This window comes from Enterococcus alcedinis, from assembly GCF_014635985.1.
In the GTDB taxonomy this organism is placed as follows: domain Bacteria; phylum Bacillota; class Bacilli; order Lactobacillales; family Enterococcaceae; genus Enterococcus_I; species Enterococcus_I alcedinis.
Window position 1 is genome coordinate 29,602 of the sequence record NZ_BMDT01000003.1, and the last position, 25,844, is coordinate 55,445.

General features: G+C 38.9%; 27 protein-coding genes and 1 other annotated feature. Of the genes, 24 read left to right on the forward strand and 3 right to left on the reverse strand.

The genetic code is table 11. From position 1 onward, the window contains the following. Position 1: 1 nt before the first annotated feature. From IEV09_RS04775 to IEV09_RS04805, 7 genes are all read left to right on the forward strand, one after another. Positions 2–1,279 carry a glycoside hydrolase family 125 protein gene (locus IEV09_RS04775; protein ID WP_188367125.1) on the forward strand — a complete coding sequence of 426 codons (1,278 nt, stop codon included), beginning with the start codon at positions 2–4 and terminating at the stop codon, positions 1,277–1,279. Between the two features lie 19 nt (positions 1,280–1,298). Beyond that, the gene (locus tag IEV09_RS04780; RefSeq protein WP_188367126.1) at positions 1,299–2,186 is read left to right on the forward strand and encodes an ROK family protein; all 888 of its coding nucleotides are present in this window, start codon (positions 1,299–1,301) and stop codon (positions 2,184–2,186) included. A gap of 479 nt (positions 2,187–2,665) precedes the next feature. Then, positions 2,666–3,697 (forward strand): M42 family metallopeptidase, encoded by a 1,032-nt coding sequence (locus IEV09_RS04785; RefSeq protein WP_188367127.1) that lies wholly within the window; start codon positions 2,666–2,668, stop codon positions 3,695–3,697. 30 nt (positions 3,698–3,727) lie between these two features. Continuing rightward, positions 3,728–4,912: an MFS transporter gene (locus tag IEV09_RS04790; protein WP_188367128.1), complete on the forward strand. Its 1,185-nt coding sequence runs from the start codon at positions 3,728–3,730 to the stop codon at positions 4,910–4,912. 106 nt (positions 4,913–5,018) lie between these two features. Then, positions 5,019–6,035: a LacI family DNA-binding transcriptional regulator gene (locus IEV09_RS04795; RefSeq protein ID WP_188367129.1), complete on the forward strand. Its 1,017-nt coding sequence runs from the start codon at positions 5,019–5,021 to the stop codon at positions 6,033–6,035. A gap of 90 nt (positions 6,036–6,125) precedes the next feature. Next, positions 6,126–7,079: a sugar kinase gene (locus tag IEV09_RS04800; protein WP_188367130.1), complete on the forward strand. Its 954-nt coding sequence runs from the start codon at positions 6,126–6,128 to the stop codon at positions 7,077–7,079. 2 nt (positions 7,080–7,081) lie between these two features. Continuing rightward, the gene (locus IEV09_RS04805; protein ID WP_188367131.1) at positions 7,082–7,723 is read left to right on the forward strand and encodes a bifunctional 2-keto-4-hydroxyglutarate aldolase/2-keto-3-deoxy-6-phosphogluconate aldolase; all 642 of its coding nucleotides are present in this window, start codon (positions 7,082–7,084) and stop codon (positions 7,721–7,723) included. 62 nt (positions 7,724–7,785) lie between these two features. Here the strand turns inward: IEV09_RS04805 and IEV09_RS04810 are convergent, their stop codons facing one another. After that, a complete protein-coding gene (locus IEV09_RS04810; RefSeq protein ID WP_188367132.1) occupies positions 7,786–8,751 on the reverse strand; it encodes a phosphoglycerate dehydrogenase in 966 nt (321 codons plus the stop codon). Between the two features lie 124 nt (positions 8,752–8,875). Here IEV09_RS04810 and IEV09_RS04815 point away from each other — a divergent pair, with 124 nt between their 5' ends. Next, positions 8,876–9,388, forward strand: coding sequence for a DUF3592 domain-containing protein (locus IEV09_RS04815; protein ID WP_188367133.1), 513 nt, complete (start codon positions 8,876–8,878; stop codon positions 9,386–9,388). Between the two features lie 53 nt (positions 9,389–9,441). On the opposite strand, the gene IEV09_RS04820 is transcribed toward IEV09_RS04815, so the two are convergent. After that, on the reverse strand, positions 9,442–10,293 hold the full coding sequence (locus IEV09_RS04820; protein WP_188367134.1) for a VOC family protein: 852 nt from the start codon (positions 10,291–10,293) through the stop codon (positions 9,442–9,444). Positions 10,294–10,437: 144 nt separating this feature from the next. On the opposite strand from IEV09_RS04820, the gene IEV09_RS04825 reads away from it, so the two are divergent. From IEV09_RS04825 to IEV09_RS04875, 11 genes are all read left to right on the forward strand, one after another. Beyond that, entirely contained in the window at positions 10,438–11,466 is a 1,029-nt protein-coding gene (locus tag IEV09_RS04825) for an NADH:flavin oxidoreductase/NADH oxidase (RefSeq protein ID WP_188367135.1), read from the forward strand. A 103-nt stretch (positions 11,467–11,569) separates the two neighbouring features. After that, a complete protein-coding gene (locus IEV09_RS04830) occupies positions 11,570–12,439 on the forward strand; it encodes an SAM hydrolase/SAM-dependent halogenase family protein (RefSeq protein ID WP_188367136.1) in 870 nt (289 codons plus the stop codon). After that, the gene (locus IEV09_RS04835) at positions 12,436–12,987 is read left to right on the forward strand and encodes an ECF-type riboflavin transporter substrate-binding protein (protein WP_188367137.1); all 552 of its coding nucleotides are present in this window, start codon (positions 12,436–12,438) and stop codon (positions 12,985–12,987) included. Before IEV09_RS04830 ends, IEV09_RS04835 begins: the two co-directional genes overlap by 4 nt. A 132-nt stretch (positions 12,988–13,119) precedes the next feature. Continuing rightward, positions 13,120–14,826: an ABC transporter ATP-binding protein gene (locus tag IEV09_RS04840; protein WP_188367138.1), complete on the forward strand. Its 1,707-nt coding sequence runs from the start codon at positions 13,120–13,122 to the stop codon at positions 14,824–14,826. Further along, positions 14,823–15,656, forward strand: a complete 834-nt coding sequence (locus IEV09_RS04845; protein WP_188367139.1) for an energy-coupling factor transporter transmembrane component T family protein — start codon at positions 14,823–14,825, stop codon at positions 15,654–15,656. Before IEV09_RS04840 ends, IEV09_RS04845 begins: the two co-directional genes overlap by 4 nt. Positions 15,657–15,816: 160 nt before the next feature. Then, positions 15,817–16,413 (forward strand): nitroreductase family protein, encoded by a 597-nt coding sequence (locus IEV09_RS04850; RefSeq protein WP_188367140.1) that lies wholly within the window; start codon positions 15,817–15,819, stop codon positions 16,411–16,413. A 97-nt stretch (positions 16,414–16,510) separates the two neighbouring features. Next, complete coding sequence (locus IEV09_RS04855) at positions 16,511–17,191, forward strand: metal-dependent hydrolase (protein ID WP_188367141.1); 681 nt, start codon at positions 16,511–16,513, stop codon at positions 17,189–17,191. Positions 17,192–17,252: 61 nt separating this feature from the next. Continuing rightward, positions 17,253–17,484, forward strand: a binding site (T-box leader). Between the two features lie 63 nt (positions 17,485–17,547). After that, positions 17,548–18,024 (forward strand): S-ribosylhomocysteine lyase, encoded by a 477-nt coding sequence (locus IEV09_RS04860; RefSeq protein ID WP_188367142.1) that lies wholly within the window; start codon positions 17,548–17,550, stop codon positions 18,022–18,024. Then, complete coding sequence (locus IEV09_RS04865; protein WP_188367143.1) at positions 18,024–18,797, forward strand: SDR family oxidoreductase; 774 nt, start codon at positions 18,024–18,026, stop codon at positions 18,795–18,797. Before IEV09_RS04860 ends, IEV09_RS04865 begins: the two co-directional genes overlap by 1 nt. Positions 18,798–18,814: 17 nt before the next feature. After that, positions 18,815–19,699, forward strand: coding sequence for a MetQ/NlpA family ABC transporter substrate-binding protein (locus IEV09_RS04870; protein WP_188367144.1), 885 nt, complete (start codon positions 18,815–18,817; stop codon positions 19,697–19,699). A 1-nt stretch (position 19,700) separates the two neighbouring features. Beyond that, a complete protein-coding gene (locus IEV09_RS04875; protein ID WP_188367145.1) occupies positions 19,701–20,384 on the forward strand; it encodes a 5'-methylthioadenosine/adenosylhomocysteine nucleosidase in 684 nt (227 codons plus the stop codon). Positions 20,385–20,453: 69 nt separating this feature from the next. Here IEV09_RS04875 and IEV09_RS04880 read toward each other — a convergent pair whose 3' ends face one another. Beyond that, the gene (locus tag IEV09_RS04880) at positions 20,454–21,236 is read right to left on the reverse strand and encodes a PHP domain-containing protein (protein ID WP_188367146.1); all 783 of its coding nucleotides are present in this window, start codon (positions 21,234–21,236) and stop codon (positions 20,454–20,456) included. A gap of 138 nt (positions 21,237–21,374) precedes the next feature. Between IEV09_RS04880 and mgrA the strand changes: the two genes are divergently transcribed. From mgrA to IEV09_RS04905, 5 genes are all read left to right on the forward strand, one after another. Then, positions 21,375–22,364 carry an L-glyceraldehyde 3-phosphate reductase gene (gene mgrA, locus IEV09_RS04885; protein WP_188367147.1) on the forward strand — a complete coding sequence of 330 codons (990 nt, stop codon included), beginning with the start codon at positions 21,375–21,377 and terminating at the stop codon, positions 22,362–22,364. Between the two features lie 38 nt (positions 22,365–22,402). Continuing rightward, positions 22,403–22,867, forward strand: coding sequence for a GNAT family N-acetyltransferase (locus IEV09_RS04890; protein WP_188367148.1), 465 nt, complete (start codon positions 22,403–22,405; stop codon positions 22,865–22,867). Positions 22,868–22,963: 96 nt separating this feature from the next. After that, positions 22,964–23,446: an RNA polymerase sigma factor gene (locus tag IEV09_RS04895; RefSeq protein WP_229731666.1), complete on the forward strand. Its 483-nt coding sequence runs from the start codon at positions 22,964–22,966 to the stop codon at positions 23,444–23,446. Continuing rightward, positions 23,439–24,638: an anti sigma factor C-terminal domain-containing protein gene (locus IEV09_RS04900; protein ID WP_188367149.1), complete on the forward strand. Its 1,200-nt coding sequence runs from the start codon at positions 23,439–23,441 to the stop codon at positions 24,636–24,638. Before IEV09_RS04895 ends, IEV09_RS04900 begins: the two co-directional genes overlap by 8 nt. A gap of 117 nt (positions 24,639–24,755) precedes the next feature. After that, positions 24,756–25,844, forward strand: coding sequence for an ABC transporter substrate-binding protein (locus IEV09_RS04905; protein ID WP_188367150.1), 1,089 nt, complete (start codon positions 24,756–24,758; stop codon positions 25,842–25,844).

Sequence of the window (25,844 nt, forward strand, 5' to 3'; positions counted from 1 at the left end):
AATGAAAAATCAAGCAGATGTAATCAATCGAGTAGAAATTGTTTTTCAAGATAGACCTAAAATCGTCGAAATGTTTAAAGCTTGTTATAAAAATACTTTAGAAACTACATTGTCTTATGATGAGCAAACAGAAACATCTTTTATGGTGACAGGAGATATTCCTGCGATGTGGCTACGTGACTCTGTCAATCAATTAAGACCATATTTATTGATTGCTGAACACGATGAGTCATTGCAAAGAGTAATTGAAGGGGTAATAAAAAAACTAAAAATATGTGTATTACATGATCCTTATGCTAATGCATTTAACGAGGAAAACAATAATAAGGGGCATCAAACTGATCTGACCAAAATGACCGGAAATGTTTGGGAACGAAAATATGAAATTGACTCCCTTTGTTCTCCGATTCAGTTATCTTATTTGTACTGGAAGAATACTGGAAAGAGTAATCATTTTGATGACTTATTTTTTAAAGTCATACTAAATATATTAGATGTTTGGGAAACTGAACAGGAACATTTTAAAAAATCTGATTATACTTTTCAGCGTCCGGGTGCGAGATATACGTCAATTTTACCAAATGATGGGCAAGGAACTAAGGTTTCTTATACAGGAATGACCTGGTCAGGTTTTCGACCGAGTGATGATCGTTGTGAATACGGTTATCTCATTCCATCGAATATGTTTGCTACAGTGGTGTTAAATTACATTTTAGAAATAAATAATTTTTTTTATCAAGATATGACACTGGCTGAACGAGTGGAAACATTACGAAATCTTATCCAAGATGGTATTAAGAAGAACGCTGTGATTAATGATAGTGATTTTGGTGAAGTATATGCCTATGAGGTCGATGGCTTAGGAAACACATTGATAATGGATGATGCGAATGTACCTAGTCTACTGTCACTACCTTATATTGGTTATTGTGATGTAGAAGATGAAATTTATCAGAATACACGTAAAATGATTCTGAGTAAAAAAAATCCATACTATTTTGAAGGTGAGTTTGCAAAGGGTATTGGTAGTCCACATACACATCCAGATTATATTTGGCATATTAGTTTGGCAGTTGAAGGGATGACATCTATTAATCCAGCAGATCATCAGCGGTTGTTGGATTACTTTGAGAAAACAGATGCAGACACTAATTTAGTTCATGAAGGTTTTCATAAAGATGATCCTTTTGTTTATACTCGCGAGTGGTTTTCTTGGTCAAATGCGATGTTTGTTGAATACATCATGAAGTTATGTGGTTTAGAAATTAAAACTGTTTGACGATTTGGGAATGAAAAGGATGAGTAAAATGACTGAACAATCATTGTTTGTTTTAGATTTGGGTGGATCCGCTGTGAAATATTCTGTCTGGTACCAGGAAGAGTTACATGAAAAGGGAAAATTTAAAACACCTAAAACATTCACTTCTTTTTTAGAAAAAGTCGTTGGAATTAAAGAACGACTCGCAAAGAAATACAATTTGGTTGGATGCGCATGTAGTTTGCCAGGGACAGTAAATGTGGAAGAAAAAATAATTGAGGGAACAAGTGCGATAAAATATATTCATCAAGAGACCTTTATTGAATCATTAGAGTCATGTTTAGGTCTACCTATTCGCTTAGAAAATGATGCAAATTGTGCTGCTTTAGCAGAAGTTTCTTTAGGTGCTGCCAAAGGAAAGAAAGATGTTTTAGTCCTTGTTTTAGGATCAGGGATTGGTGGAGCAATCATCAAGCATGGACGATTAGAAAAAGGTTATCACTTAGTAGGAGGTGAATTCGGTTATATGCTACTAAATGAGGAACAAAATTTTAGTCAATTATCTTCACCAGTAGCATTAGCTAAGAGAGTTTCAGAAAGAAAAGGCTATTCTTGTGATAAAATGACGAGTAGAGAAGTATTTGATTTAGCGGATAAAAATGATCCGATAGCATTCGAGGAAGTTGAGAAGATGTTTCATTTTTTGGCAATTGGATTATATAATTTACAGATGAGTATTGATCCAGAAATTATTTTAATTGGTGGTGCAATTTCAAAAAGAAGTGATTTACTACAAAGAATAAACGCGAAATTTGAAACATTATTTTTAGGGAAAAAGCAGATTGGGATTCGTCCCAATATTGCGATTTGTCAATTTGAAAATGATGCTAATTTAATCGGTGCTGTTGTTAATTATCACATCGGATAAAAAACAATTAGAAGTAAAGGTTGTTTTAACATTCCACGAGTATCTGAAATGATGTTTCATTTAAATTTTCACAAATGACGATTCTGATAATTTATTCATGTTAAGAAAATTATGAAATATTAAGCGATAGAAAGGCTGAATTGACAGTCATTTTATCGCTTTTTATTTTATTTGAAAATAATTAAGATGGAACTATGAAACATTTATATGTGATTTGACTCGACGTATCCCAGAAAGTCAATTTGAGAGGATTCAATACTACGAAGTTTGTAATTATTGAATCCTTTTTATTGGTAATTAAGGAGCAATAAGCAAGTAGGTCACGAAAATGGATGTCCATTGAGAATCCCATGAGTATTATTTTAAGTCCATTACATTTCAGCAGTTTATTCTGTTTTTCTCGTCGAATTAGCATAGGAATCAGGCGGTAAGTCAGATATAATAGAGAAAGTTCAATCAAGTAGATGAGGAGTGTTTTTATGGAAAATTTATTGGAATTAACAAAGGAATTAACGATGATTCCGTCACCGACGGGGTATACGCGTACGATTATTGATTTTTTAGCGAACAAATTAAGTGCAATGGGTTATGAAACGACAGAAAATCGAAAAGGGAGCTTAATTGTAACCGTTCCCGGTAAAAATACGCAAGAGCATCGTTTTATTACGGCGCATATTGATACGTTAGGCGCAATGGTTCGTGGGATTCGTCCAAATGGTCGACTAAAACTTGATCGCGTCGGCGGCTTTACCTTTAATGCGATTGAAGGTGAATATTGTACGATTCATACACAAACAGGGAAAGAAATTAGTGGGACGATTTTAATGCGTCAAACAAGTGTCCATGTGTATAAAGATGCGGCAACGGCTGAGCGTAATCAGGACAATATGGAAATTCGTTTAGATGAAAAAACGACCAACGCCGAAGAAACACGGGCGTTAGGGATTGAAGTTGGCGATTTTATCAGTTTTGATCCACGAACCGAAATTACCGATGGTGGATTCATTAAATCACGTCACCTAGATGATAAAGTCAGTGCGGCGATTTTATTAGTGTTTTTAGAAAAAATCAAAGCAACAGGCGAAGAATTACCGTATACAACTCATTTCTTATTTTCAAATAACGAAGAAATCGGTTATGGAGGCAACTCCAATATTGATGACAAAGTCGTTGAATACGTTGCGGTTGATATGGGTGCAATGGGCGATGACCAGCAAACCGATGAGTATACGGTATCGATTTGTGTGAAAGATGGATCGGGTCCTTATCATTTAGATTTACGCAATCATTTTGTGGCGCTTTGCCAAGCGAATAATATTCCATACAAATTAGATATTTACCCGTTTTATGGTAGTGATGCTTCAGCGGCGATGCGTGCCGGAGCGGATGTAAAACACGGATTGATCGGGGCTGGGATTGAAGCAAGTCATGCGTATGAGCGAACACATCGCGATTCAATCGAGGCAACGTATCAGTTAGTTGAGAAGTATTTATTTAGTTCAATGGTTTAATCAAATAATAGAGATGGTTAGGGAGTAAAGATGGAAAAGAAGCTGCACTATCAATATGTGTTATTGCAATGTAGTTTTTACGCTGTTTCGGCGTGTTTTATTGGTTATATGGTTCCTGTTTTGCAAAAACAAGGGTTTAATCATTCACAAATCGGCTTATTTTTAGGATTAAGGGCGTTATTTAGCGTGATCTTTCAACCAGCCATTGCGAATTTTATGGAAAAATTTCAAGCAAAAATTTCCTTTAATCAACTGATTGCCGCAATGGTTGTTGTTAGTATGGCGATGACCGGTGTGCAATTGCTACAACCTGCCTTTTTGGGGATGACCTTTGTCTTTATCTTATACGGTGTCTCATCTTTTAGCATGGTGTCTTTTATTGATGCCATGTCGACGTTGTATTTTTACCAAGGAAAAAAAGTCAATTATCCTGTGGCACGTGGAGCAGGTTCCTTGAGTTATGCGATTAGTGCCTTATTAATTGGTTCATTGGTCGAAGCACAGACCATTTTAATGGCACAGTTCTTCTTATTTATTCCGTTACTATTGGCCGTTTTAAGTATTGAAAAAATTAAAGGCATTGAAGCAGCACACGATGAAAAGGAAGCGCAAGTTTCCTTTAAAGCACTCTTTAAAGAATATCCCGTTTTTAAGTATTTCTTGTTAGCAGTGATTTTTTCATTTGTTGGAAAAGAGATGTCTTCTAGTTTCTTGATTGATGTTTATCGTTCATTAGGTGGCGACAATCAAAGCTATGGCATCGGAACGTTTTTACTTGCTTCAAGTGAAATACCAGCAGCCATTTTGTTTACGAAATTATTGGATCGTGTAGGTATTCGTCGTTTAATGCTCATGTCATTCTTCTTTGCTTTTTTACGTATCTTCCTAATTATGCTTGCGCCGAATCTGTTCTTTTTAAATTTCGCGCAAATGTTACAAATGTTTGGTAACGGGCTATTTTGGGCAGGAAATATTCAATTTATTCGGACCGTTTTACCGGCAAAATATTCCGTAAAAGCGCAAGCGGCCGTGGGTGTTTGTTATTTAGGAATTGGTAGTGGCATCGGTGCTCCGTTAAGCGGGGTCATACTCGAACAAACAAACTTACTAACGTTATTGGCGGTTTCTTCCTTACTTGCTTTGGTCGGACTAATTGTTTTATTTTTTGGTTCCAAGCATCAAGCACATTCAAAAGTAATCCAACCAATTGAATAAAGAATAAAAGATTTCAGGTCTTGACATTCGGCCTGAAATCTTTTATTCTCTTTGTAAGCGGTTTATGTTTATCGATAAACAAAAAAAGAAAGTGAGCAATTAAAGTATGAATAAATCAGTTACAATTAAAGACATTGCTCAAAAAGTTGGCGTCAGTGAAACGACGATTTCCCGTTATTTAAATCAGAAATACGAATACATGTCTGAAAAAACCCGTGATAAAATTGCGACCGTCATTCAAGAGCTCGATTATCGACCGAATCATATGGCACGCTCGTTGAAATCACAAAAAAGTCGGATGATTGGCGCAGTGATTGCCGATATCGAAAATCCCTTTTCAGCGATGATTATTAAAGGATTGAGTGATAAATGTGAAGCGTTGGATTACACTTTGCTCATTGCGATTTCTGATAACTCGGCAGCAAATGAACGCAAACAAATTGAAAAACTTTTGGACAATCAAGTCGATGGACTCATCGTCAATACGTCCGGTGATAACGAGGACTACTTGCTAGTCTTAAACGAAAGTGGCTTTCCAATGATTTTACTGGATCGTGGCGTCAGTCAAGGAAAAATAGATACCGTTACGACTGATAACCAAGGTGCTGTGCAAGACATGTTGGCGTTTCTTGTGGATGAAGGTTTTCGCTCGATTGGCTTTTTTTGTGATGAACTTTCGAATACGGTTCGGCAAGAGCGCTGCAATAGTTTTGAAAAAGTCATGGTAGCACAAGCGGAAAAGAACCTAAAAGGGGTCGTTTATTTAAGGAATCCAGCGATGGACTCGGAATTGGCAGCTGCCTTACAGGATTTTTACACTTATCCGGAACCACGCGTTATTTTTGGCGCCAATAGTTTGATGACTCTGAAGCTTTTGGAATTAATGAAACAAGCCAACTATGTGATTAATCAAGATTTTAGTATTTGTGGCTTTGATGATTTAGCTTGGGCTAAAGTCATGACGCCAGCGTTAACAACGATTCACCAAAACTCCTATGATTTAGGTGTGGAATCATTGAACCAACTTGTTGCCAAAATCAATCAAAAGACAGTTGGGCAAGCCAAGATAACCAAACTTCCAGCGCACTTGAAAATCAGGGAATCAACTCAAATCAAACCCTAAAAACCGAGCAATCGGTTTTTATATCACTCTTTATGTTTATCGATAAACATAAAGCTATGAAAGCATTTATAACAAGAGAGGAGACTGAAAATGGCAGATGTAATGTTAGTCGGAGAACCGCTAGTTTTATTTTATGCGCAAGAGTATGGTTCATTAGCAGAAGTGAACCATTTTACGAAAGGACTTGCTGGAGCGGAAGTCAATGTCGGAATTGGTTTATCAAGATTGGGGCACCAAGTTTCGTATTTAACGAAAATTAGTACGGATGAAATGGGTGATTATATTTATCAGGCGCTTGAAAAAGAGCAATTGGCTTCACCTTATATTTTAAGGGAACCGACCTTGCCAGTCGGTATCATGTATAAGAATAAGGTTAAAGAAGGCGATCCAAAAACCCTCTACTATCGTAAAGGCAGTGCGGCTTCGAAAATGACGAAAGCAGATATTGACCGGATTGATTTCAGTCAGTTAAAACTTGTCCATTTAACCGGCATTCCAGCCGCACTTAGCCCAGAGTTTAGAGAAGCCTGCTTTTATTTGATACAGCAAGCAAAAGAAAGCGGTTGCTTATTGACGTTTGACTCGAATTTACGTCCAAGTTTATGGGAATCCGAAGCATTAATGATTCAAACGATTAATGAATTAGCGGTCCTTTCAGATATTTTTTTACCTGGTTTAGAGGAAGGACAATTGTTGACAGGATTAACGACAACGGAGGAAATCGCGGATTATTATTTAACGCGTGGCGTGTCACACGTTGTGGTTAAAAATGGGGCACAAGGAGCGTTTGTCAAAAGCCAAAATCAAGAGAAGCAGTTGGTTGAGGGGTTTCTAGTGGAAAAAGTTGTGGATACGGTCGGAGCAGGCGATGGTTTTGCGGTTGGCATTATTGATGGTTTACTCCGAAAACTTTCACTGCCAGAAGCAGTTGAAAATGCCAATGCGATTGGGGCCATCCAAGTGCAACATGTTAGTGATAATGAAGCGTTACCTACTTTGGTAGAACTTCAAGAATTCAAAGAAAACACACAGAGAGGGCGTTAAAAATGTCGAGAAAAATGACGATTTTAAATCAATTAAAAGAAAATTATGTCTTTGCCGTAGTTCGAGGGAAATCGGTTGAAGAAGCGTTAATTATTTCCAAAAAATGTGTGGCAGGAGGCATTAAAAATATAGAATTGACGTACACAACACCAAATGCTGCTCAGGCGATTCGTACATTTGTGGAAAAAAATACGGATGTAGAGGTGGTCGTTGGTGCAGGGACCGTTCTAGACAGTGCAACGGCTAATGAAGCCATTTTAGCGGGTGCGCAATTTATCGTTAGTCCACATTTCGATGCAAAAATTAGTGTGGTGTGTAATCGTTATGCGATTCCTTATTTACCTGGTTGTGGCAGCGTAACGGAGATGGTTACCGCGATGGAAAGTGGCGCAGATGTCGTTAAACTCTTCCCAGGCGGTCTATTCGGTGCCAATTTCATTAAAGACGTACATGGTCCGTTGCCATTTGCTGAGATGATGCCCTCAGGAGGTGTTTCAATCGATAATATCGATCAATGGATGGCTGCAGGTGCTTGGGCAGTCGGAGTGGGTGGTGCGTTAACGCAAGACGTTGCAACAGCTGGTTATGGGAGTGTCGAAGCGATTGCCAAACGTTTCATTGATAAAGTAAACGAGTCAAAATAAAAACAACGGACGCGTAAGAAAGTAGCTAGTAAAAAGCCATTTCTTACGCATCCGTTTCTTTTTTAGTACCCAGCTGTTAAATCAACTGGATTGCGTGTTAAGGTCTGATTCGTCAGATAACTAGTCAAATTTTCGCGATAAATTTCAGTGACTTTTTGTTGGAAATGACGAACTAAACCAGAAATATGTGGTGTAATCAATACATTTTCCATCGCCCATAGTGGACTATCTGCTGCCAAAGGCTCTTCTTCAAAAACATCCAATCCAGCGAAGCTTAGCTGCTTGGTTTCCAACGCACGAATTAGAGCGTCTGTATCAACGCTTGGGCCACGCCCGACGTTGATGAAGCTTGCGCCAGGTTTGATTTGTTGGAAGAAAGAATCGTTGTAGTAATGATGCGTCTCCTTCGTTAGTGGTAAAATATTGACGATAATATCATATTCGGCGAAATGTTGTGCGGCATCGGCTTGTTTATAGATGGTTTTAAAATGTTCCAATTGGCGACCGCTGCGACTCACTCCAGAAACTTCTACCCCTAGACCTTGAGAAATAAGTGCTAATCGTTGACCGATTTTTCCAGGACCGATAATCAGCATTTTTTTACCATTTAACTCATCATAAGAAATGGTCTCATAAGAAACCCACTCACGCTTGGCTTGTCCTAAAATAGACGCTTGAATGCCGCGGTAACGAGTTAAAAGCATACCGATAACCGATTCAGCAATTGGAATGGCATGAATCCCGCTCATGTTGCTTAGTAAAATGCCTTGTTCAGCAAGCTGAGCTAAATCCAAATAGTCGACACCCGCACTATTGGCTTGTATCCACTTGAGAGAGTGATTTTCTAAAGCTAAAATTTGTTGACCAATCTCAGGATGCCAACCAAGTAACATCTCCACCTGAGCGAGCTCCTCCGTAGAAATGGGGGTCTCTGGATTACGAAATTCATAATTGGGAGCAAGAGCTTGTAAAGTATCCAAATATTCAGGACGTAAGGTAATAGCGGTATAAATAATTTTATTCGTCATAATGTCCTCCTTTAAAGTTGTTGCTTCAAGTGTAACAAATAAAACAAAACGAAGAAAGTATTCTCGATGTTCGCTGTCTGTATGGTAAAATCATTCATAAGGAACAAGGAAGGAACGAGATCAAATGAAACAAAAAAGTGTCTATTTGAATACGCGTTGGATCGGTTATTTTTTGATCGGTATGGGTGTTTTCTTTTTTGCATTGGCGTTATTTGCTCAAGTCATCAGTCCGACAACGAATACCTTGCCGTTAGAGCAAACAATCCTTTTCCGCTTGATTTTCTTAGCCTCGTTCGGCTTACCAGCATTGGTTTTACTAATCATTGGTGGCATCGTTCTTTTTCGGAACAGTCGTAAACGAAAAAGAGAAGAAGCATTAAAAGCACATGGAAAGAAAATTCAAGCAACGAATTTAACAATTGAAAGTTCAAATGTTCAAGTCAATCGACAATATCAAATGTATCTTACTTGCACGTATCAAGATAAAAAAGGCGATTATTTCCTTTTCAAAAGTCGTTTATTACGCTTGAATCCACTCCCTTTTTTAGGTGACGAGGTAACGGTTTATGTCGATCCAGAAAAACAACAAGATTATTTTGTCGATATTGAAGGCAGTATGGCTAAAGTTTATGAATAATAAAAACAGCTTCCATGGCGTGATTGGCCAAGAAGCTGTTTTTTTTAGTGTCGTTAAGCAGAAACCAGTTGTACACGAATGCCTGAAGGATCCGTCACGGTTGCACCTGTTTCATTTTTTTGAACGCTATGACCGAGTGCTTCTAAGTGTTCAATTGCTTGGTTTAAAGCCGTTATATCTGGATATTTTAGCGTATAAAAAGCCATGCCTAACTGATTCGGTTGGGATTTTGGTGCGCCAACACCCATCCATGTATTAATGGCGATGTGGTGGTGATATTGACCGGTTGCAAGGAAGAGTGCTTGATTGGCATAACGGCTAACAATATCAAAGCCAAGGCCTTTCGTGTAGAAGTCTTTCGTTTGTTCTAAGTCCGAAACATATAAATGCAAATGACCCATAATCGTTTTCGTTGGGATGCCTTGCCAACCAGCGGCTGTTTGTTGTTGTGCAAGTGCATTGAAATTCAACGGATCAATCGTCATCTCAACGAGTTCGTCTTGCCATGTCCATTCTTCTGGTACGCGATCAATGTAAATCTCAATTTCATTGCCCTCAGGATCAGTTAAATAAAGAGCTTCACTAACACTGTGATCGGCTGCGGCAAAAGGATAACCGGCTTGATGTAAATGAGCGGTAAAGTTAGCTAAATCTGAGCGTTCTGGTAATAAAAGGGCAAAATGATACATCCCAGCAGAACGTTTTGGTCGTGGTGAAAAATCAGGTGTCGCAACGAGTGTTAATAAGACTTGTTGACCATCCGCTGTAAATGCTATCGTTGAAGGCGTTTCGTTGATTATTTTTAAGCCTAAAATGGTTGTATAAAAATCTTTCATTTTTGAAAAATCTTGGACATTCAATTGAACCTCAGTCACAATCGTATTTGGTTTTTGATGAAAATGCATGATGTCATCCTCCGATACATAATTTGTAGGTCTAAAGTAGCATGCATTTTTTTGAGGGTCAACGAACTTGCCTTGGCCCAAAATAGGCAAAGAAGTTATTTTTTGGTAAAGTAAGGATAATCATAAATAGAGAGGAAGAATCGCATGTCATTATTATTATCACCTGTTCAGATTGCTAAATTAGCGTTAAAAAACCGCGTTGTGATGCCACCGATGTGTATGTATGAAGTCCACAAAGAAGATGGGGTTGCGACACCGTTTCACTTTGCTCACTACGGTGCACGAGCAATTGGGCAAGTTGGTTTGATTATTATTGAAGCGACAGCTGTAGCTCCGGACGGTCGCTTAACGAACCAAGATTTAGGTTTATGGAATGAAGAACAAGCACAAAAACTAAAAGAACTAGTGGCAACCCTCCATTTTTTAGGGGCGAAAGTCGGTATCCAGTTAGGTCATGGGGGACGTAAAGCCAAAGATGCCGTACAACCGATTGCATCAAGTGCGATTCCATTTAACGAGACGTACAAAAGGCCGCATGAGATGACCAAAGAAATGATCAAACAAACGCAACAAGATTTTATTGACGCAACGAAACGAGCCATTGCAGCGGGTGTCGATATGATTGAAATTCATGGTGCGCACGGCTATTTATTGAATGAATTTTTAGCCCCTCAAACGAATCAAAGAAAAGACGAGTATGGGGGAACTTTAGAAAATCGCTATCGTTTTGTCCGAGAAATTATTCAAGAAATTCGGCAATTTTATCAAGGTTCCTTGTGGATTCGTCTTTCACTAAGCGATTATTCGGAACCGCAAAATAGCTTAGAAGAGTGGCAAACATTGGCACAATGGTTGGAAGCCGATGGGATCGATTGCATCGATGTATCGACTGGCGGCTTACTTGATAGGACACCAAATATGCCAATTCATGCAGGGTATCAAGTTCCTTTTGCCACGCAGATAAAAGAAGCGGTTTCGATTCCAGTGACAGCGGTCGGCTTACTCGACAACCCGGGCTTATGCGAATTTCTATTACAGACCAATCAAACCGACTTGGTCGCAATTGGTCGAGGCCTGATTCGAAATACCAATTGGCTAGCCGATGCGGCAAAAGAGTTAAAAGAGCGCGATTTTCAAGTTTATAATCATTCTTATTTTAGAGGACAGCAGTAAATCAAGGAAAGTCGCCAATTGATAAGGGATTAATGGTACAATAACGGTGTCTTTTTCGTTTAAGTGATGAAAAAGGGAAATTTGAAAAGGGTTGGTGAAAAGAATGGGGAAATATTTAGTACTGCAAACCGATTTTGGGTTAGGAGACGGTGCAGTGAGTGCGATGTATGGTGTAGCACGCATGGTAAGTAACGAAATTACGATCAGTGATTTGACACATGAAATTCCACCATATGATATTTGGGTGGCATCGTATCGCTTGTATCAGACGGTGAAGTATTGGCCTGTCGGTACAGTCTTTGTTTCGGTGGTCGATCCAGGGGTTGGAAGTACGCGTCGAAGCATTGTTTGTAAAACAAAATCAGGCCATTATATTATTACGCCAGATAACGGCACGCTGACACATATTCAGCATTATGATGGAATTGAAGAGATTCGCGAAATTGATGAGGTGACGAGTCGTTTACCGCATTCAGAAGAGAGTCATACGTTCCACGGACGTGATATTTATGCCTATAATGGTGCACGTTTGGCTAGTCAAGAAATTACTTTTGAAGAACTAGGTGAAGTCGTAGCGCTCGAAAGCATTGAATGGTTAACCATTGAAGAAGCACAATTATCAGAAGGTCGTTTGACGGGAAGTATTGATGTGTTAGATGTGCGTTTTGGTTCACTTTGGACCAATATTCCGTTAGCTTTCTTTAAAGAATCCAATATTCAACATGGAGATTTATTACAAGTAACGATTTTCCACCAAGGGCGAAAAGTCTATCAAAACTTATTACAATTTGCCAAATCATTTGCGGATGTTAACGTTGGTGAACCACTAGTCTATATCAATTCCTTGGTCAATATAGGCGTGGCAGTCAACCAAGCATCTTTTTCAGAGTTGTATCAAATTGGTACGGGGATTGATTGGAAAATTGAATTAAGAAAAGCGAAGAAAATTGTCTTCGAGGAGGAAAACGAATGAAAAAAGAAATTTCAGTTAAAACAATTGTAGCTATCGGAATCGGTTCGGCGGTATTTGTTATTTTAGGGCGTTTTGCAGTGATTCCAGTACCGGGCGTGCCAAATACTAACTTAGAAACAGCGTATCCATTCTTAGCTTTAATGTCAGTTTTATTTGGACCCGTTGCCGGTGGCTTAATCGGCTTTATCGGTCATACGTTAAAAGATTTAACATACGGGACACCTTGGTGGAGCTGGATTATCTGTTCCGGTGTCATGGGCTTGATTTATGGCTATGCAGGGCGTAAAATTGATTTGAAAAGTGGCATATTTGCTAAAAAAGAAATTATTACATTTAATTTATATCAAATCGTTGGTAATGCACTTGTTTGGGGGTTATTAGCTCCAGCATTAGATGTTTTAATTTATGCAGAACCAGCTAAAAAAGTCTTCACACAAGGGATTGTTTCAGCTACTTTTAATGCGATTTCTGTCGCAATTATTGGGACATTATTAATGAAAGCTTATGCAGCAACACAAGTTAAAGCAGGCAGCTTGAAAAAAGATTAACCAAGGTGAACGAATGCGTGTTTTGTGTCAGCAGCGCATTCAAACCCGTAAACCAAAATAGCCGAGAGGAATTTCTCGGCTTTTCGTTTGTCGTTGGTGCATCGTATCGAAAAAAAGAGAAAGGAAGACAAGATGAAAAAACCAATGATTCAGTTTACTGATTTTACGTTTCAATACCATAGTCAGTCAGAGCCAACGTTAAAAAATCTGAATGTGACGATTAACGAAGGCGAAAAAATTCTTGTTGTCGGACCATCAGGAAGTGGGAAGTCAACCTTTGCCAATTGCATCAATGGGCTGATCCCAAATCAATACGAAGGGCATTTAAGTGGTGCAGTTCAGATCAATGGCAAAGATTTAGCTAGCCATTCCCTGTTTGATTTATCTTTCAGTACGAGTACAGTTTTACAAGATACAGACGGTCAGTTTATTGGCTTAACTGTGGCAGAAGACATTGCTTTTGTGCTTGAAAATGATACCGTTGAACAAAAAAAGATGCACGAACAAGTCGCTTATTGGTCCGAAGTCGTATCGATTGATGGCCATTTAGACAAGCGCCCACAAGATCTTTCTGGTGGACAAAAACAGCGAGTATCGATGGCAGGCGTCTTGATTAATGAGGCACCAATTTTGTTATTCGATGAGCCGTTAGCCAATTTAGATCCTGCGGCAGGTAAAGAGGCAATTCACTTAATTGATCGCATTCATCAAAAAAATGAAACGACAATCGTGATTATTGAGCATCGATTAGAAGATGTTTTAGCGAGTCCTGTCGATCGTATTATTATTTTTAACGAAGGAAAAATCATTGCCGATGATACGCCAGAAAAAATATTGAAGACGAATATTTTAACTGAAAGTGGTATTCGGGAGCCGTTATATATTACCGCAATGAAAAAAGCCGGTGTCGATTTGGACCAAATTACCGCGATTGCGGATGTTGAAACAGTTAATGGTCCAAATCTAAAAGCACAAATGCAAAATTGGCAAGGGGATTCTTTAGTTAAAGAGCCAGCCATTGCGAAAGAACCTTTGTTAGCACTAGAAAATATCACGTACCGTTACCGTAAGCATGACCGTTTTGTCTTGGAGAATTTAACAACAACCATTGGACAAGGCGAAAAAGTCAGTATTGTTGGCAGAAACGGTGCGGGGAAATCAACGCTCTTTAAAGCCATTTGTGGTTTTATTGCGGCCCAAGGGGCGATGACTTGGAAAGGAATCGATTTAACGCACGATTCAATTAAAGAACGAGCGGATAAAATTGGTTACGTCTTACAAAACCCAAATCAGATGATTTCTCAAAAAATGATTTTTGATGAAGTCGCACTTGGATTGAGATTACGTCATGTGTCGGAAGAAATGATCAAAGAACGAGTCGAGAAAGTTTTAACGATTTGTGGCTTGTATCCATTTCGTAATTGGCCGATTTCAGCGTTAAGTTACGGACAGAAAAAACGCGTAACGATTGCCTCGATTTTAGTTTTAGAACCTGAGATGATTATTTTAGATGAGCCAACAGCGGGTCAAGATTACCACCACTACACGGAAATGATGACCTTTTTAGATACGTTGAACCAATTAGGTAAAACCATTGTGATGATTACGCACGACATGCATCTGATGCTCGAGTATAGTGAACGAACCTTGGTGATCGATCAAGGAACCATTTTAGCGGATGGCACGCCGATTGAAATCTTAACGTCACCACTCTTTGTTGAACAAGCGTCACTCAAAGAAACGAGCTTATTCACCTTTGCCAAACAAATTGGCTTAGTCGATCCAATCGGTTTTACCCAACATTTTATCGATAGCGAAAAAGAGGTGACTCACAGATGAAAGAACAACAAACACTGGGGTTCCATCCAGGCGAGACTTTGATTCATCGTGTGAATCCAACCGCCAAACTGGTCTTTTTATTACTCGTATCGATTGCTTGCATGACAACTTATGACACGCGATTTTTAATCGTAGTCAGTCTGTTGTCGATTGGGTTATTTCCTTTATCGCAAATAAAATGGCATCAAATTTCGTTTGTCATTAAATTTATTGCCGTCTTTTCAATCTTAAATTTAGTGATGGTTTATATTTTTGAACCCGAATATGGTGTTTTTATCTACGGAACGCGTCATGTCCTTTTAGAAGGCTGGGGCCGTTTTACTCTGACACAAGAGCAAGTCTTTTATTTGTTTAATTTAGCGCTGAAATATTTTTGTACGATTCCGCTAGCGATTGTCTTTTTATTAACGACCAATCCGAGTTCCTTTGCGTCGAGTTTAAATAAAATTGGCGTCAGTTATAAAATTGGTTATGCAGTCGCACTTGCTTTGCGTTATATTCCAGATATTCAAGAGGAGTTTTTCACGATTTCTCAAGCGCAACAAGCTCGAGGCTATGAAATGTCTAAGAAAGGGAAGCTTATCCAACGCGTGAAAGGCGTTGCACAAATTATCGTGCCCCTTATTTTCTCAAGTCTTGATCGAATTGAAACAATTAGTACAGCGATGGAGTTGCGTCGTTTTGGTCAAAAGAAAACCCGAACATGGTATGTGGAACAACCGTTTAAAAGAAGTGATTTTCTACTGATGTTGCTCGCTGTTTTCATTGTTGGTATCAGCTTAAGCCTGTTTAAAATTAATGGCGGACGTTTTTACAATCCGTTTATTTAACTCAAGAAAAGGAAATGGCCGAAGACGCTATTTTCTTTTTTTGTTCTTTTTCGAGTTCAATTGTTTGACGATTGTTTTATTATCGATTATGATTAGTACGAATTCGAGGTAATATATCTCGAAATAAAACTAATTTGTTTACTTAAAAGGAGAAAATTACATGTCAAACTATATTTCAATGTTAGAAAACCGTCGTTCAATTTATGCTTTAGGAAATGATTTACCAATTTCAGAAGAAGCAGTAACAGATTTAATTAAAGCGGCTGTTAAAGCAAGCCCATCATCATTCAACTCACAAACATCTCGTGTTGTTATCTTAATGGATGACGCACATGCAAAATTATGGAACATCGTTGAAAACACATTAAAACCATTAACACCAGCAGAAGCTTTCCCAAATACTCAAGAAAAATTAGCAAGTTTCGCAGCAGGTAAAGGCACGATTTTATTCTTTGAAGATACAAGCGTTGTTAAAGCGTTACAAGAACAATTTGCTTTATATGCAGAAAACTTCCCAATTTGGTCAGACCAATCAACAGGAATTGCACAACACGCTGTTTGGGTAGCCTTAGCAGAAGCAAACATTGGCGCAAGCTTACAACACTACAACCCAATCATTGACGCAGAAGTTGCTGCAACTTGGGATATTCCAGCAAACTGGAAATTAACAGCACAAATGCCATTTGGTTCAATCAAAGCACCAGCTGCTGAAAAAGAATTCATGAATGACGCTGAGCGTTTCATGGTCATCAAATAATTTATAGCTACAACATGCACACGACGAAGGAAACTTTTTCGTGTGTTTTTGTATGATACAATATAAGAAAGCGTTTTAATTTAAGGAGGGAAAAAGCATGAAGATTTATTATCATGGGCATTCTGTTGTTCGAATAGAATTGGCAAATGGAGAAACCTTATTAATTGATCCGTTCATTAAGGGGAATCCTTTAACCGATTTAGAAGTTACGACAGTCAAAGCCAATTACGTATTGGTCACACATGGTCACAATGATCATGTGGGTGATATGGTTGAAATCGGTCAAGCGAATGAGGCTTTATTGATTAGTATGGTTGAGATTTGTGATTTTGCCACGACACAAGGAGTAAAACGAACACATGGGATGAATCTGGGTGGGTCGTATGATTTTCCATTTGGAAAAGTGACGCTCACTCCGGCTTTGCATAGTTCAAGCTACACTTTTGGCGAGCAGACCCTTTATATGGGAGAGGCTGCGGGAATCATGATTGAAGCGGAAGGAAAAACGATTTTTCATGCCGGCGACACGGCAGATTTTAGCGACTTGTCTTTGATTGGTGAACAATATGACATTGATGTGGCTTTTTTGCCAATTGGTGATAATTTTACGATGGGACCAGAGGCTGCCGTCCGTGCGGCTAAGCGTTTAAAAGCCAAAAAAGTTGTACCGATTCACTACAATACCTTTCCAATAATTGAACAAGATCCGCACGCATTTGTGGCGAAGTTAGCCGGTATCGGCCAAGTCTTAGCAGTCGGTGAATCATTGACTCTTTAATTTAATTGTAGGTTATCACTTGACAATTAAAAGAAGTTTCGTTAAAGTATCATTAATTTCATATGAAACGTTAATGAGAAGAGTAACGATGGCTTTTGTTTGTAGAGACCTCTGTTTGGTGAAAAAGAGGAACAAAGAAAATCGTGAAGATGAACTCAGAGTTTTCCATAAGGTTCACGCTTTATGGACGGGTGCGACCGTTACATTGTCAGGTTTTATTTGAAACTGTTGAGGTGTTGTTTGTGAAAACAACATAAATTTGGGTGGTAACACGGAAAATATCCGTCCCTTCGTCAATTCATTTTGGCGAAGGGGCGGTTTTTTTATTTTATAATCTATTTTTGGAGGAGAAAAAAATGGCAGAAGTTGAAAGTTTTACATTAGATCACACAAAGGTAAAGGCACCGTATGTTCGCTTAATTGCAGAAGAACAAGGTACAAAAGGGGATGTCATTGCCAATTACGATATTCGATTCTTACAACCGAACGAAAAAGAATTACCAACGGGGGTTGTCCACACGTTTGAACATTTATTAGCCGACTTATTACGCGATCGGATTGATGGGATTATTGATATTTCACCTTTTGGTTGCCGGACGGGTTTTCATTTAATTACTTGGGGTGTGCCAAGTGCAAAGGAAATCGCGATTGCTTTGACAGAAGTTTTGAATATTATCGCCTATGAAACAAAGTTTGAAGACATTCAAGGTGTATCGCTTGAAAGTTGCGGCAATTATCGCGATCATTCACTATTTGGTGCCAAAGAATACGCCAAAATTGTATTGGCGGATGGCATTAGTGAGGATGCGTTTGAACGACGCGTAGTGGGCTAATGTATTTCCCGAATTTACGCTTGAAAGTTGTCCTAGTGGTTGGGACGGCACAAGGCATCGGTGAGGCAGTTGTTGAGCATTTTCTGACAGAAGGCGCAATCGTCATTGCTGCGGATATTGCTTACACTTCAAAAAAATTGGAAAAAATAACGGAAACGTTGCACCAAATACAGGTTGATGTCTCACAAGAAGACAGTCTGATTGCTTTGGTTAAGCAATTAGAAGAATATCAGTTGGTTCCTGATATTTTTGTAGCTGTTGCAGGGATTTCAACGATGGACTTTTTAATTGAGAGTCAAACGAGTGATTACGACCGCGTCCAAGCAGTCAATGCGCGCGGCGTTTATCTCAGTTGCAAGTATGTTGTCCGTCTAATGACCACCTTCAAACAATCTGGACGGGTGATTTTAATCGCTTCACAAGCCGGAAAAAATGGCTATCGTGGGATGTCTGCTTATGTGGCTTCGAAATATGCGGTTCTTGGTCTAACGAAAACCTTAGCGATTGAAGTCGCCTCAAAAGGCATTTTAGTCAATGCCGTTTGTCCGGGTATTATCGAGACGCCAATGAAACATCGTGAACGGGTCGAAGGTGGGCAACTACGAGGGATGAGTGCGGTGCAAGTCTTAGCAGAAGATCAAAGTCAAGTACCGCTCGGTCGAACAGGAACACCGCAAGATGTGGCAAATGTGGTCTTATTTTTGGCCAGTCCATTAGCGAGTTATATGACAGGACAAAGCATCAATGTTACGGGTGGTATGACAATGCACTAATAAAAAGGAGAATGAAAATGAAAAAGAAAAAAGTTGGTTATGGGTTTTTATTGTTTGCGAGTATTATACTAATTAGCGGTTGTGGCAAAGCATCAAATGCGGAAACACCAGAGAAAAAATCAATCGCTTCAGAACAAGCAGTCGAAAAAGTGATTGTTGGATCGGTTGGTTCCGATGCAGATATTTGGACTTTTATTTCCAAATCAGAGGCAGCGAAAGAAGCGGGCATCGAAATTGAAGTGAAAAATATTACCGGCGGACCAATTACCAACGCGGCAACCGTTGATGGAGATGTGGATGCGAATGCGTTTCAGTCGATTGGTTATTTAGAAAGCTTTAACGAATCAAGTCCAGATAAATTAGTACCAATTGCGACAACGTATGTTGAACCTTTAGGGATTTACTCAGAGAAATTTGAATCGGTTGAAGACATTGCAGAAGGTTCAACCATTGCATTAGCGGATAATCCATCGAATACAACGCGCGGCTTACGTTTACTAGAAACTGCAGGATTAATTAAGTTAAAAGCGGATTTTGATGATGGGATCGGCACGCCTGACGATATTATTGAAAATCCGAAATCGCTGAAATTTACCTTAATCGATGATCTAACAGGACCAAGAATTTTACCCGACGTTGATGTCGTTCTAATTAGTAATACGATTGCCTTAGAAGGCGGGTTAAATGTCTTAAAGGATTCTATTTTCCATGAAGAAGCGGATACGGCTTTACGTGCCACGATTAACGTGATCGTTACGAAAGAAGGACGCGAAAATGAAGCGGCACTCCAAAAATTAGGTGAATTGTATCACTCACCAGAAGTCCAAGCATACATTGAAGAAACCTTTGATGGGACAAAAGTTGAAGTCGAAGAATCGATTGAAACAATCTGGGGGGAATAAAGTGAAAATAGCGGTGATAGCGGCAATGTCCGAGGAATTAGCTCCGTTACGAAATTTTTTCCCCTCAACAATGGTTTGGCGACGTGGCAAAACAATCATTGAAGAAGTCCATGCCAATTTGTACCTTGTCGAATCAGGCATTGGAAAAACGAACGCCGCTGCAATGAGTGCTTGGTTGTGTGAAAAAATCAAACCAGATCTCATCATTAATACTGGAACAACGGGCGCTTTTCAATCGGATATTCCTTTAGGAAGTGTCATTTATAGTCCAACGTTCCTTTATAGTGACGTTGATGCAACAGGATTTGGTTACAAAGTCGGTCAGGTGCCTCAAATGCCAGCGCAGTATCCGGTGGACGAGGCCTTGTTGCAAAAAACGGCAACGATTTTAAAACAAGCGGAAATCGATGCGAGAGAAGGGTTAATTGTCACGAGTGATTCATTTATGAGTGACCTTTCAGCGATTGCAACGATTCGCCAAAAATTTCCAACAATCGTGGCTTCTGATATGGAAAGCGCGGCGATTGCGCAAGTCGCTCATTTTTATCAGATTCCGGTGTTAAATATTCGGGGTGTCTCAGATCATGTCGGGCAAGAAGCGCCCGAAACGTTTGAAGCGACATTGGAATTGGCAGCGAACAATGCGTTTGCGAGTGTTAAAGTTCTTTTAGATGCTTGGGGATAAAAAATAAAAGATACGTCCAGACAAATTAAAAACTGTCGGGCGTATCTTTTGTTTCACGTGAAACATTTATTAAGGTAATTCAGTTAAAAAGCGTTCTTTTCCTTGAAAGACAACGAGTTGATTGACATCAAATTCTTTTAGGAGTTGGCTCATTTCCGGGAAAAGTAAGCGATAGTCTTCCGCGACATGGGCATCCGAACCAAGTGTAAATAATTTTCCACCTAAGCTTTGGTACAAAGGAATGCCATAACGGTATAAGTGGGCATTTTGATACTTACCAAAACTTTTAGCATTGACTTCAAAAGCCAAGTCACGCTCGATGACCTTTTTGAAAATAGCGGTTAATTCTTTTTCGAAGTGTTCTTCGAGCTCTTTTTCAGTAAAATCAAAACGACGCAAACCGTATTCAAAGTGGGTTAAAATATGTCCGTCTGGGAATTTCTCTAAGACAGCTAACATTTGATCAAAATAGGTTTTAACGACAGTTAATTTGTCCATCGTTAAGACACGATCGTCCATGTAATCAAACTTTCCGTTTTGATGAATGCTTAACAGCTTTAAATCATACGGATGTGCCGTTAAATAATCCATGATTTTTTGTTCTTGGCCAGGAACGACACCGATTTCAATCCCTCGTAAGAGCTTAGTAGCTGTCGTTTCTTGTAGTTCTTCCAGTTTCTTCGTTAAGACATGATAATCAGGAATATCATCTTTAAAGCCCGTCCCTGAATTCTCTAAGTCAAAGTGATCAGTGGCAACAAAAAATTCGGGTTGGTGGATCAAATAGTTTTCAAACTGTTCATTGGAATCAAAGGATAAAAAGGTATGTAAATGTTGATCGTAATACTTCATAAAATCCCTCCCTAGTGAAGATAAGGATAGCATAATTTGAAAAGAAGGGACAGTTGGAGTTCTTTTTTGTCAAAAAGCACCTACTAAGATTCGAGGAGAAGAGGTATACTAAAAGAAAAACAATAATGAGGTGGAGAAATGTATCAAGCACAAGAAAAACGTTACGAAAACATGCAATATCGTTCGGTTGGTAAGTCAGGTCTTAAGCTCCCATTAATTTCTTTAGGTTTATGGCATAATTTTGGCGATGTCGATCCGTTAGACAATCAAAGAAAACTCATTTTTAAAGCATTTGATGAAGGGATTACGCATTTTGACTTGGCGAATAACTATGGTCCGCCAGCCGGTTCAGCTGAAAGTAATTTTGGACGCATGTTAAAAGAAGATTTAAGCGCTTACCGCGATGAAATGATTATTTCGTCAAAAGCGGGTTATTATATGTGGGAAGGACCTTACGGTGAGTGGGGGTCCAAGAAAAACTTGATTGCTAGTTGTGATCAAAGTTTAAAACGTTTAGGCCTTGATTATGTCGATATTTTTTATCACCATCGTCCAGATCCGAATACACCGTTAGAAGAAACAGCCCATGCGCTTGATTTACTCGTGCGTCAAGGAAAAGCGCTATATGTTGGGATTTCGAATTATTCTGCGGAGCAAACAACAGCGATGACTAAAATTTTGAAAGAACAAAAAACACCATTTATTATTCATCAACAAAAATATAGTATGTTCGAACGGACGCCGGAAGAAGGTTTGTTTCAAGTTTTAGAAGAGGAAGGCATTGGTGCGATTACTTTTTCACCTTTAGCTCAAGGTTTATTAACGGATCGTTACTTAAATGGCATTCCGGAAGATTCACGTGCAGCGCGTTCCGATAGTCCGTTTTTATCAACCGATCGTGTGGAGGAAACGTTAGCGAAGGTGAAAGAACTCAATAAGATTGCTGAAGCAAGAGGACAAACATTAGCAGAAATGGCGCTTTCGTGGAATATTCGTCAAGAAGTTGTCAGCAGCGTCTTGATTGGTGCTTCAAGAGTGTCACAATTAGAAGATAATTTAAAAGCGTTAAACAATCTCGCGTTCTCAGAAGAAGAATTAGCGGAAATTGATGCCTTAACGTTAACGTAAGAAAGTAGGGATGGCGTATTTTAAGCATCGAAAAAGTCATGACAAAAGACCAAATGCGAATCGTGGATCAATTAGTGAAAGACATTTGGCCAGAAATCTATACGCCAATTATTGGGACAGAGCAAGTCAATTATATGTTAGAAACGTATCAATCACTTGAAAATATCAAAAAAGAAATCGCACAAGGGGATCAATATTTTATTTTAATGGCGGATGATCAGCCCGTTGGTTATACGGCTTATCGTGCGTCGTCGGATGAAATCTATTTGAGTAAGCTGTATTTAAGTGAGCGCACTCGTGGTCAAGGCTATGGGAAACAAGTTTTTGCTTGGTATGATCAACTAGCTGCCGGCAAGAAAATCCGCCTGAATGTGAATAAATACAATCAGCGCGCGATTGCTGTTTATGAACATCAAGGCTTTCAATGCGTTGAAGCTTGCCAAAATGATATTGGTCAAGGTTATATTATGGATGATTATGTTTATTTGAAGGATTTAAGTTAGGAATCCATCGTTAAAGGAGAGGGGAGAAATTCTTTCTCCTTTTTTGTGACATTTTAGCTAATCAAACGTTTGATTAATGAAGGGAGGGGGAGTAGGTTGGAGCAAGAGGCGATAGAAAGACTTTATCAAGCATATGGTCAAGGGATGCTGCTTTATGCTTGGAGTTTAACGAAACACAAAAGTGATGCGGAAAATCTTGTCAGCGAGGCGTTTTATCAATTGGCGCTACAAAAAACGGCACCAAAAGAAATCAAATTTTGGCTGTACCGTGTCATTAAAAATGGATTTCTGGATCAACAACGGCGAAAAAAGCGCTGGAAGTTCACCTTATTTCATCACGAGGCGAAAAGCCAGACGCAACAAGTAGATGAGTGGTTAATTGAAAAAGAAAGCCACCAAGCGCTCTACCGTAGCATTGAAAAATTGACTCCCCCTTACAAAGAAGTTCTTGTATTCTTTTATTTTTTAGATTGGTCGATTCAAGAAATTGCTGACTATCTAGCCTTATCAAATGGACAAACAAGAACGATTTTGTACCGTGGACGCAAGAAATTAAAGGAGGATTTAGGCGATGACTGATTGGCAAGCATTAATCAAACGAGTGAAAAATAAACAAGCAACCCCAGAAGAGCAAGCACTCTTTGAAGAAAAACGTGCGGAGTATCAAGCATTTCAAGATTACTTATTAGAAGATGAATGGGAAAGAATAGTAGAAAAACCAGCGATGGATTTACCAGAAGAGTCTTTTCAAAAAATGAAACGGGCGACAAATCGTCGGATTGTTATCAAAATTCTTTTAGTACTGTTGTGTCTAGTGGGTATTTTGGGTATCGGAAATTATATAGGTAAGAAGGTAATGGATCGCTTCTATTATAATCCCACGGTGACTAGTTTGGAGAGTGAACTTTCCGATTTAGCCATCTATGATTTGCTGTATACGGAACTGACCAGACCGGAAATCGAATGGAATTATAGCCAAACGACACCTTTATCGGGTGGTAACTATCAAATTCAAAATTATTATCAAGAAAAATATGCACTGAATCAAACGCCAAGTTTACAAGTCACCTATCAAATAAAAAAAGGAAAAGTGACTTATCCTAACAATTATGAAAATCCTTTATTGGATGTCGAGCATTATCCGATGTTTTTATATAGTGATCGGCAAGAGAACGCTCAGATGATTGAAACAACCAAAGCAACAACGTTAAATAAAGTCAAACAACTCCCTAAAAGTGGCAGTGTTTTTGGTTTTTTTACCTTTAAAGAAGCCTTAACAACACAAGAAATGCTTGAATTTTTTGGAAAATTTGGTGGAGTGAATATTCGTGGGCTGTCCGTAGAAAATCAAACACTAGAAGATAGTCAAAACAATGGTGATTTACATGGGTTAGGAATGGATTTGATGCATGGTATTTCTGCTCAACATGGAAATAAAGCTCTTATGGAAATGAATAAAGAGTACCCTGAGCTTTTCCCATTTGCATATTTATATAGTCGACCTGGATTTACGGCGGAAACTTACGAACAACATTATTTATCCTTGTTACGTTATTTGATCGATCATCAAGAGCTGTTGTCGTACATACCTGACGCATCAGTGACAATGGATGAATTGAAACAAGCGCTGGCTTATGTTGAAAAAAATGGCGTGAAAATTAACGGTATTTATTTTTCTGGCAGTGTCGATGACTTTTTATATTATGCTCAAAAAGAAGAAGTCTTAATAATGGACGTTTTTGAAGCGAGCTTGTATCGTCAAGGTGAATAATTGTTCGTTTGAATCTTACGAATGAATCCTGATTTTTCAATCAAAAATCGTTGCCTTTTCTTTCAAAATTGAGTATGCTTTGCAAAGCAATTTATTTTGAAAGTAGGGATCGAAGAAGTGAAGCGTTTATTGGTATTTGTGATCGGAATTTTACTCCTTTTAGCGGTGTTGTTTAGTGGACGAACATGGTTAAATCAAACGGAGAATAACAATAGTGAAGCGGTTGGTGGAACGAAAGAACAGGTGACGATTTTTAACTGGGGCGAGTATGTCGATCCTGATTTAATTCAGAAATTTGAAGAAGAAACTGGCTACAAAGTGATTTATAGTACGTTTGATTCCAATGAAGGAATGGAGACCAAAATTAAGCAAGGCGGAACGGCGTATGATTTGGTTTTTCCGAGTGAATCGATTATTCCTAAAATGCTCGAAAACGGCTTATTACTTCCTTTAGACCACGATAAAATCGAGGGAATGGATCAGCTATCAAGCTTTTTAATGAATCAAAATTTTGATCAAGGGAATCAATACTCGTTGCCTTATTTCTGGGGGACGTTAGGCTTGATGGTCAATACGGAAGAAATCCCGGTTGATCAAATTAAAAGTTGGGATGATTTATGGAATCCGGCTTTTAAAAATCAAATTTTAGCGATGGATGGTTCACGTGAGACGATGGGGATGAGCATGCAGTCGCTTGGTATTTCCTTAAATGAGAAAAACCGTGAGACTTTAGCGCCTGCGATGAAAAAATTAGAAGCCATTCGTCCGAATATTAAAGCGGTTTTGACCGATGAAATTAAAACGTTGATGATTCAAGGGGATGCGCCGATTGGTTTAGCCTATTCAGGTGATGCGGCTTTTGTGATGGCTGAAAATCCAGCGATTGCCTATGTTGTGCCAGAAGATGGCGGTGTGATTTGGACCGATAATTTTGCCATTCCGAAAACGGTCAAGAACCTTGATGGCGCCTATGCCTTCATTAACTTTATGTTACGAAAAGAAAATGCCAAACAAAATGCAGAATACGTCGGCTATGCGACACCGCATGAAGGCGCGAAGGCATTGTTACCGAAAGAATTAACGGAAGATCCAACCTTCTATCCAGAACCAGAAGCATTGGAGCAAATGGAGCATTATGAGTACCTTGGGCAAGAAACGGTTGAGCTATATAACGACCTATTTTTAGAATGGAAGATGGGGTTATAG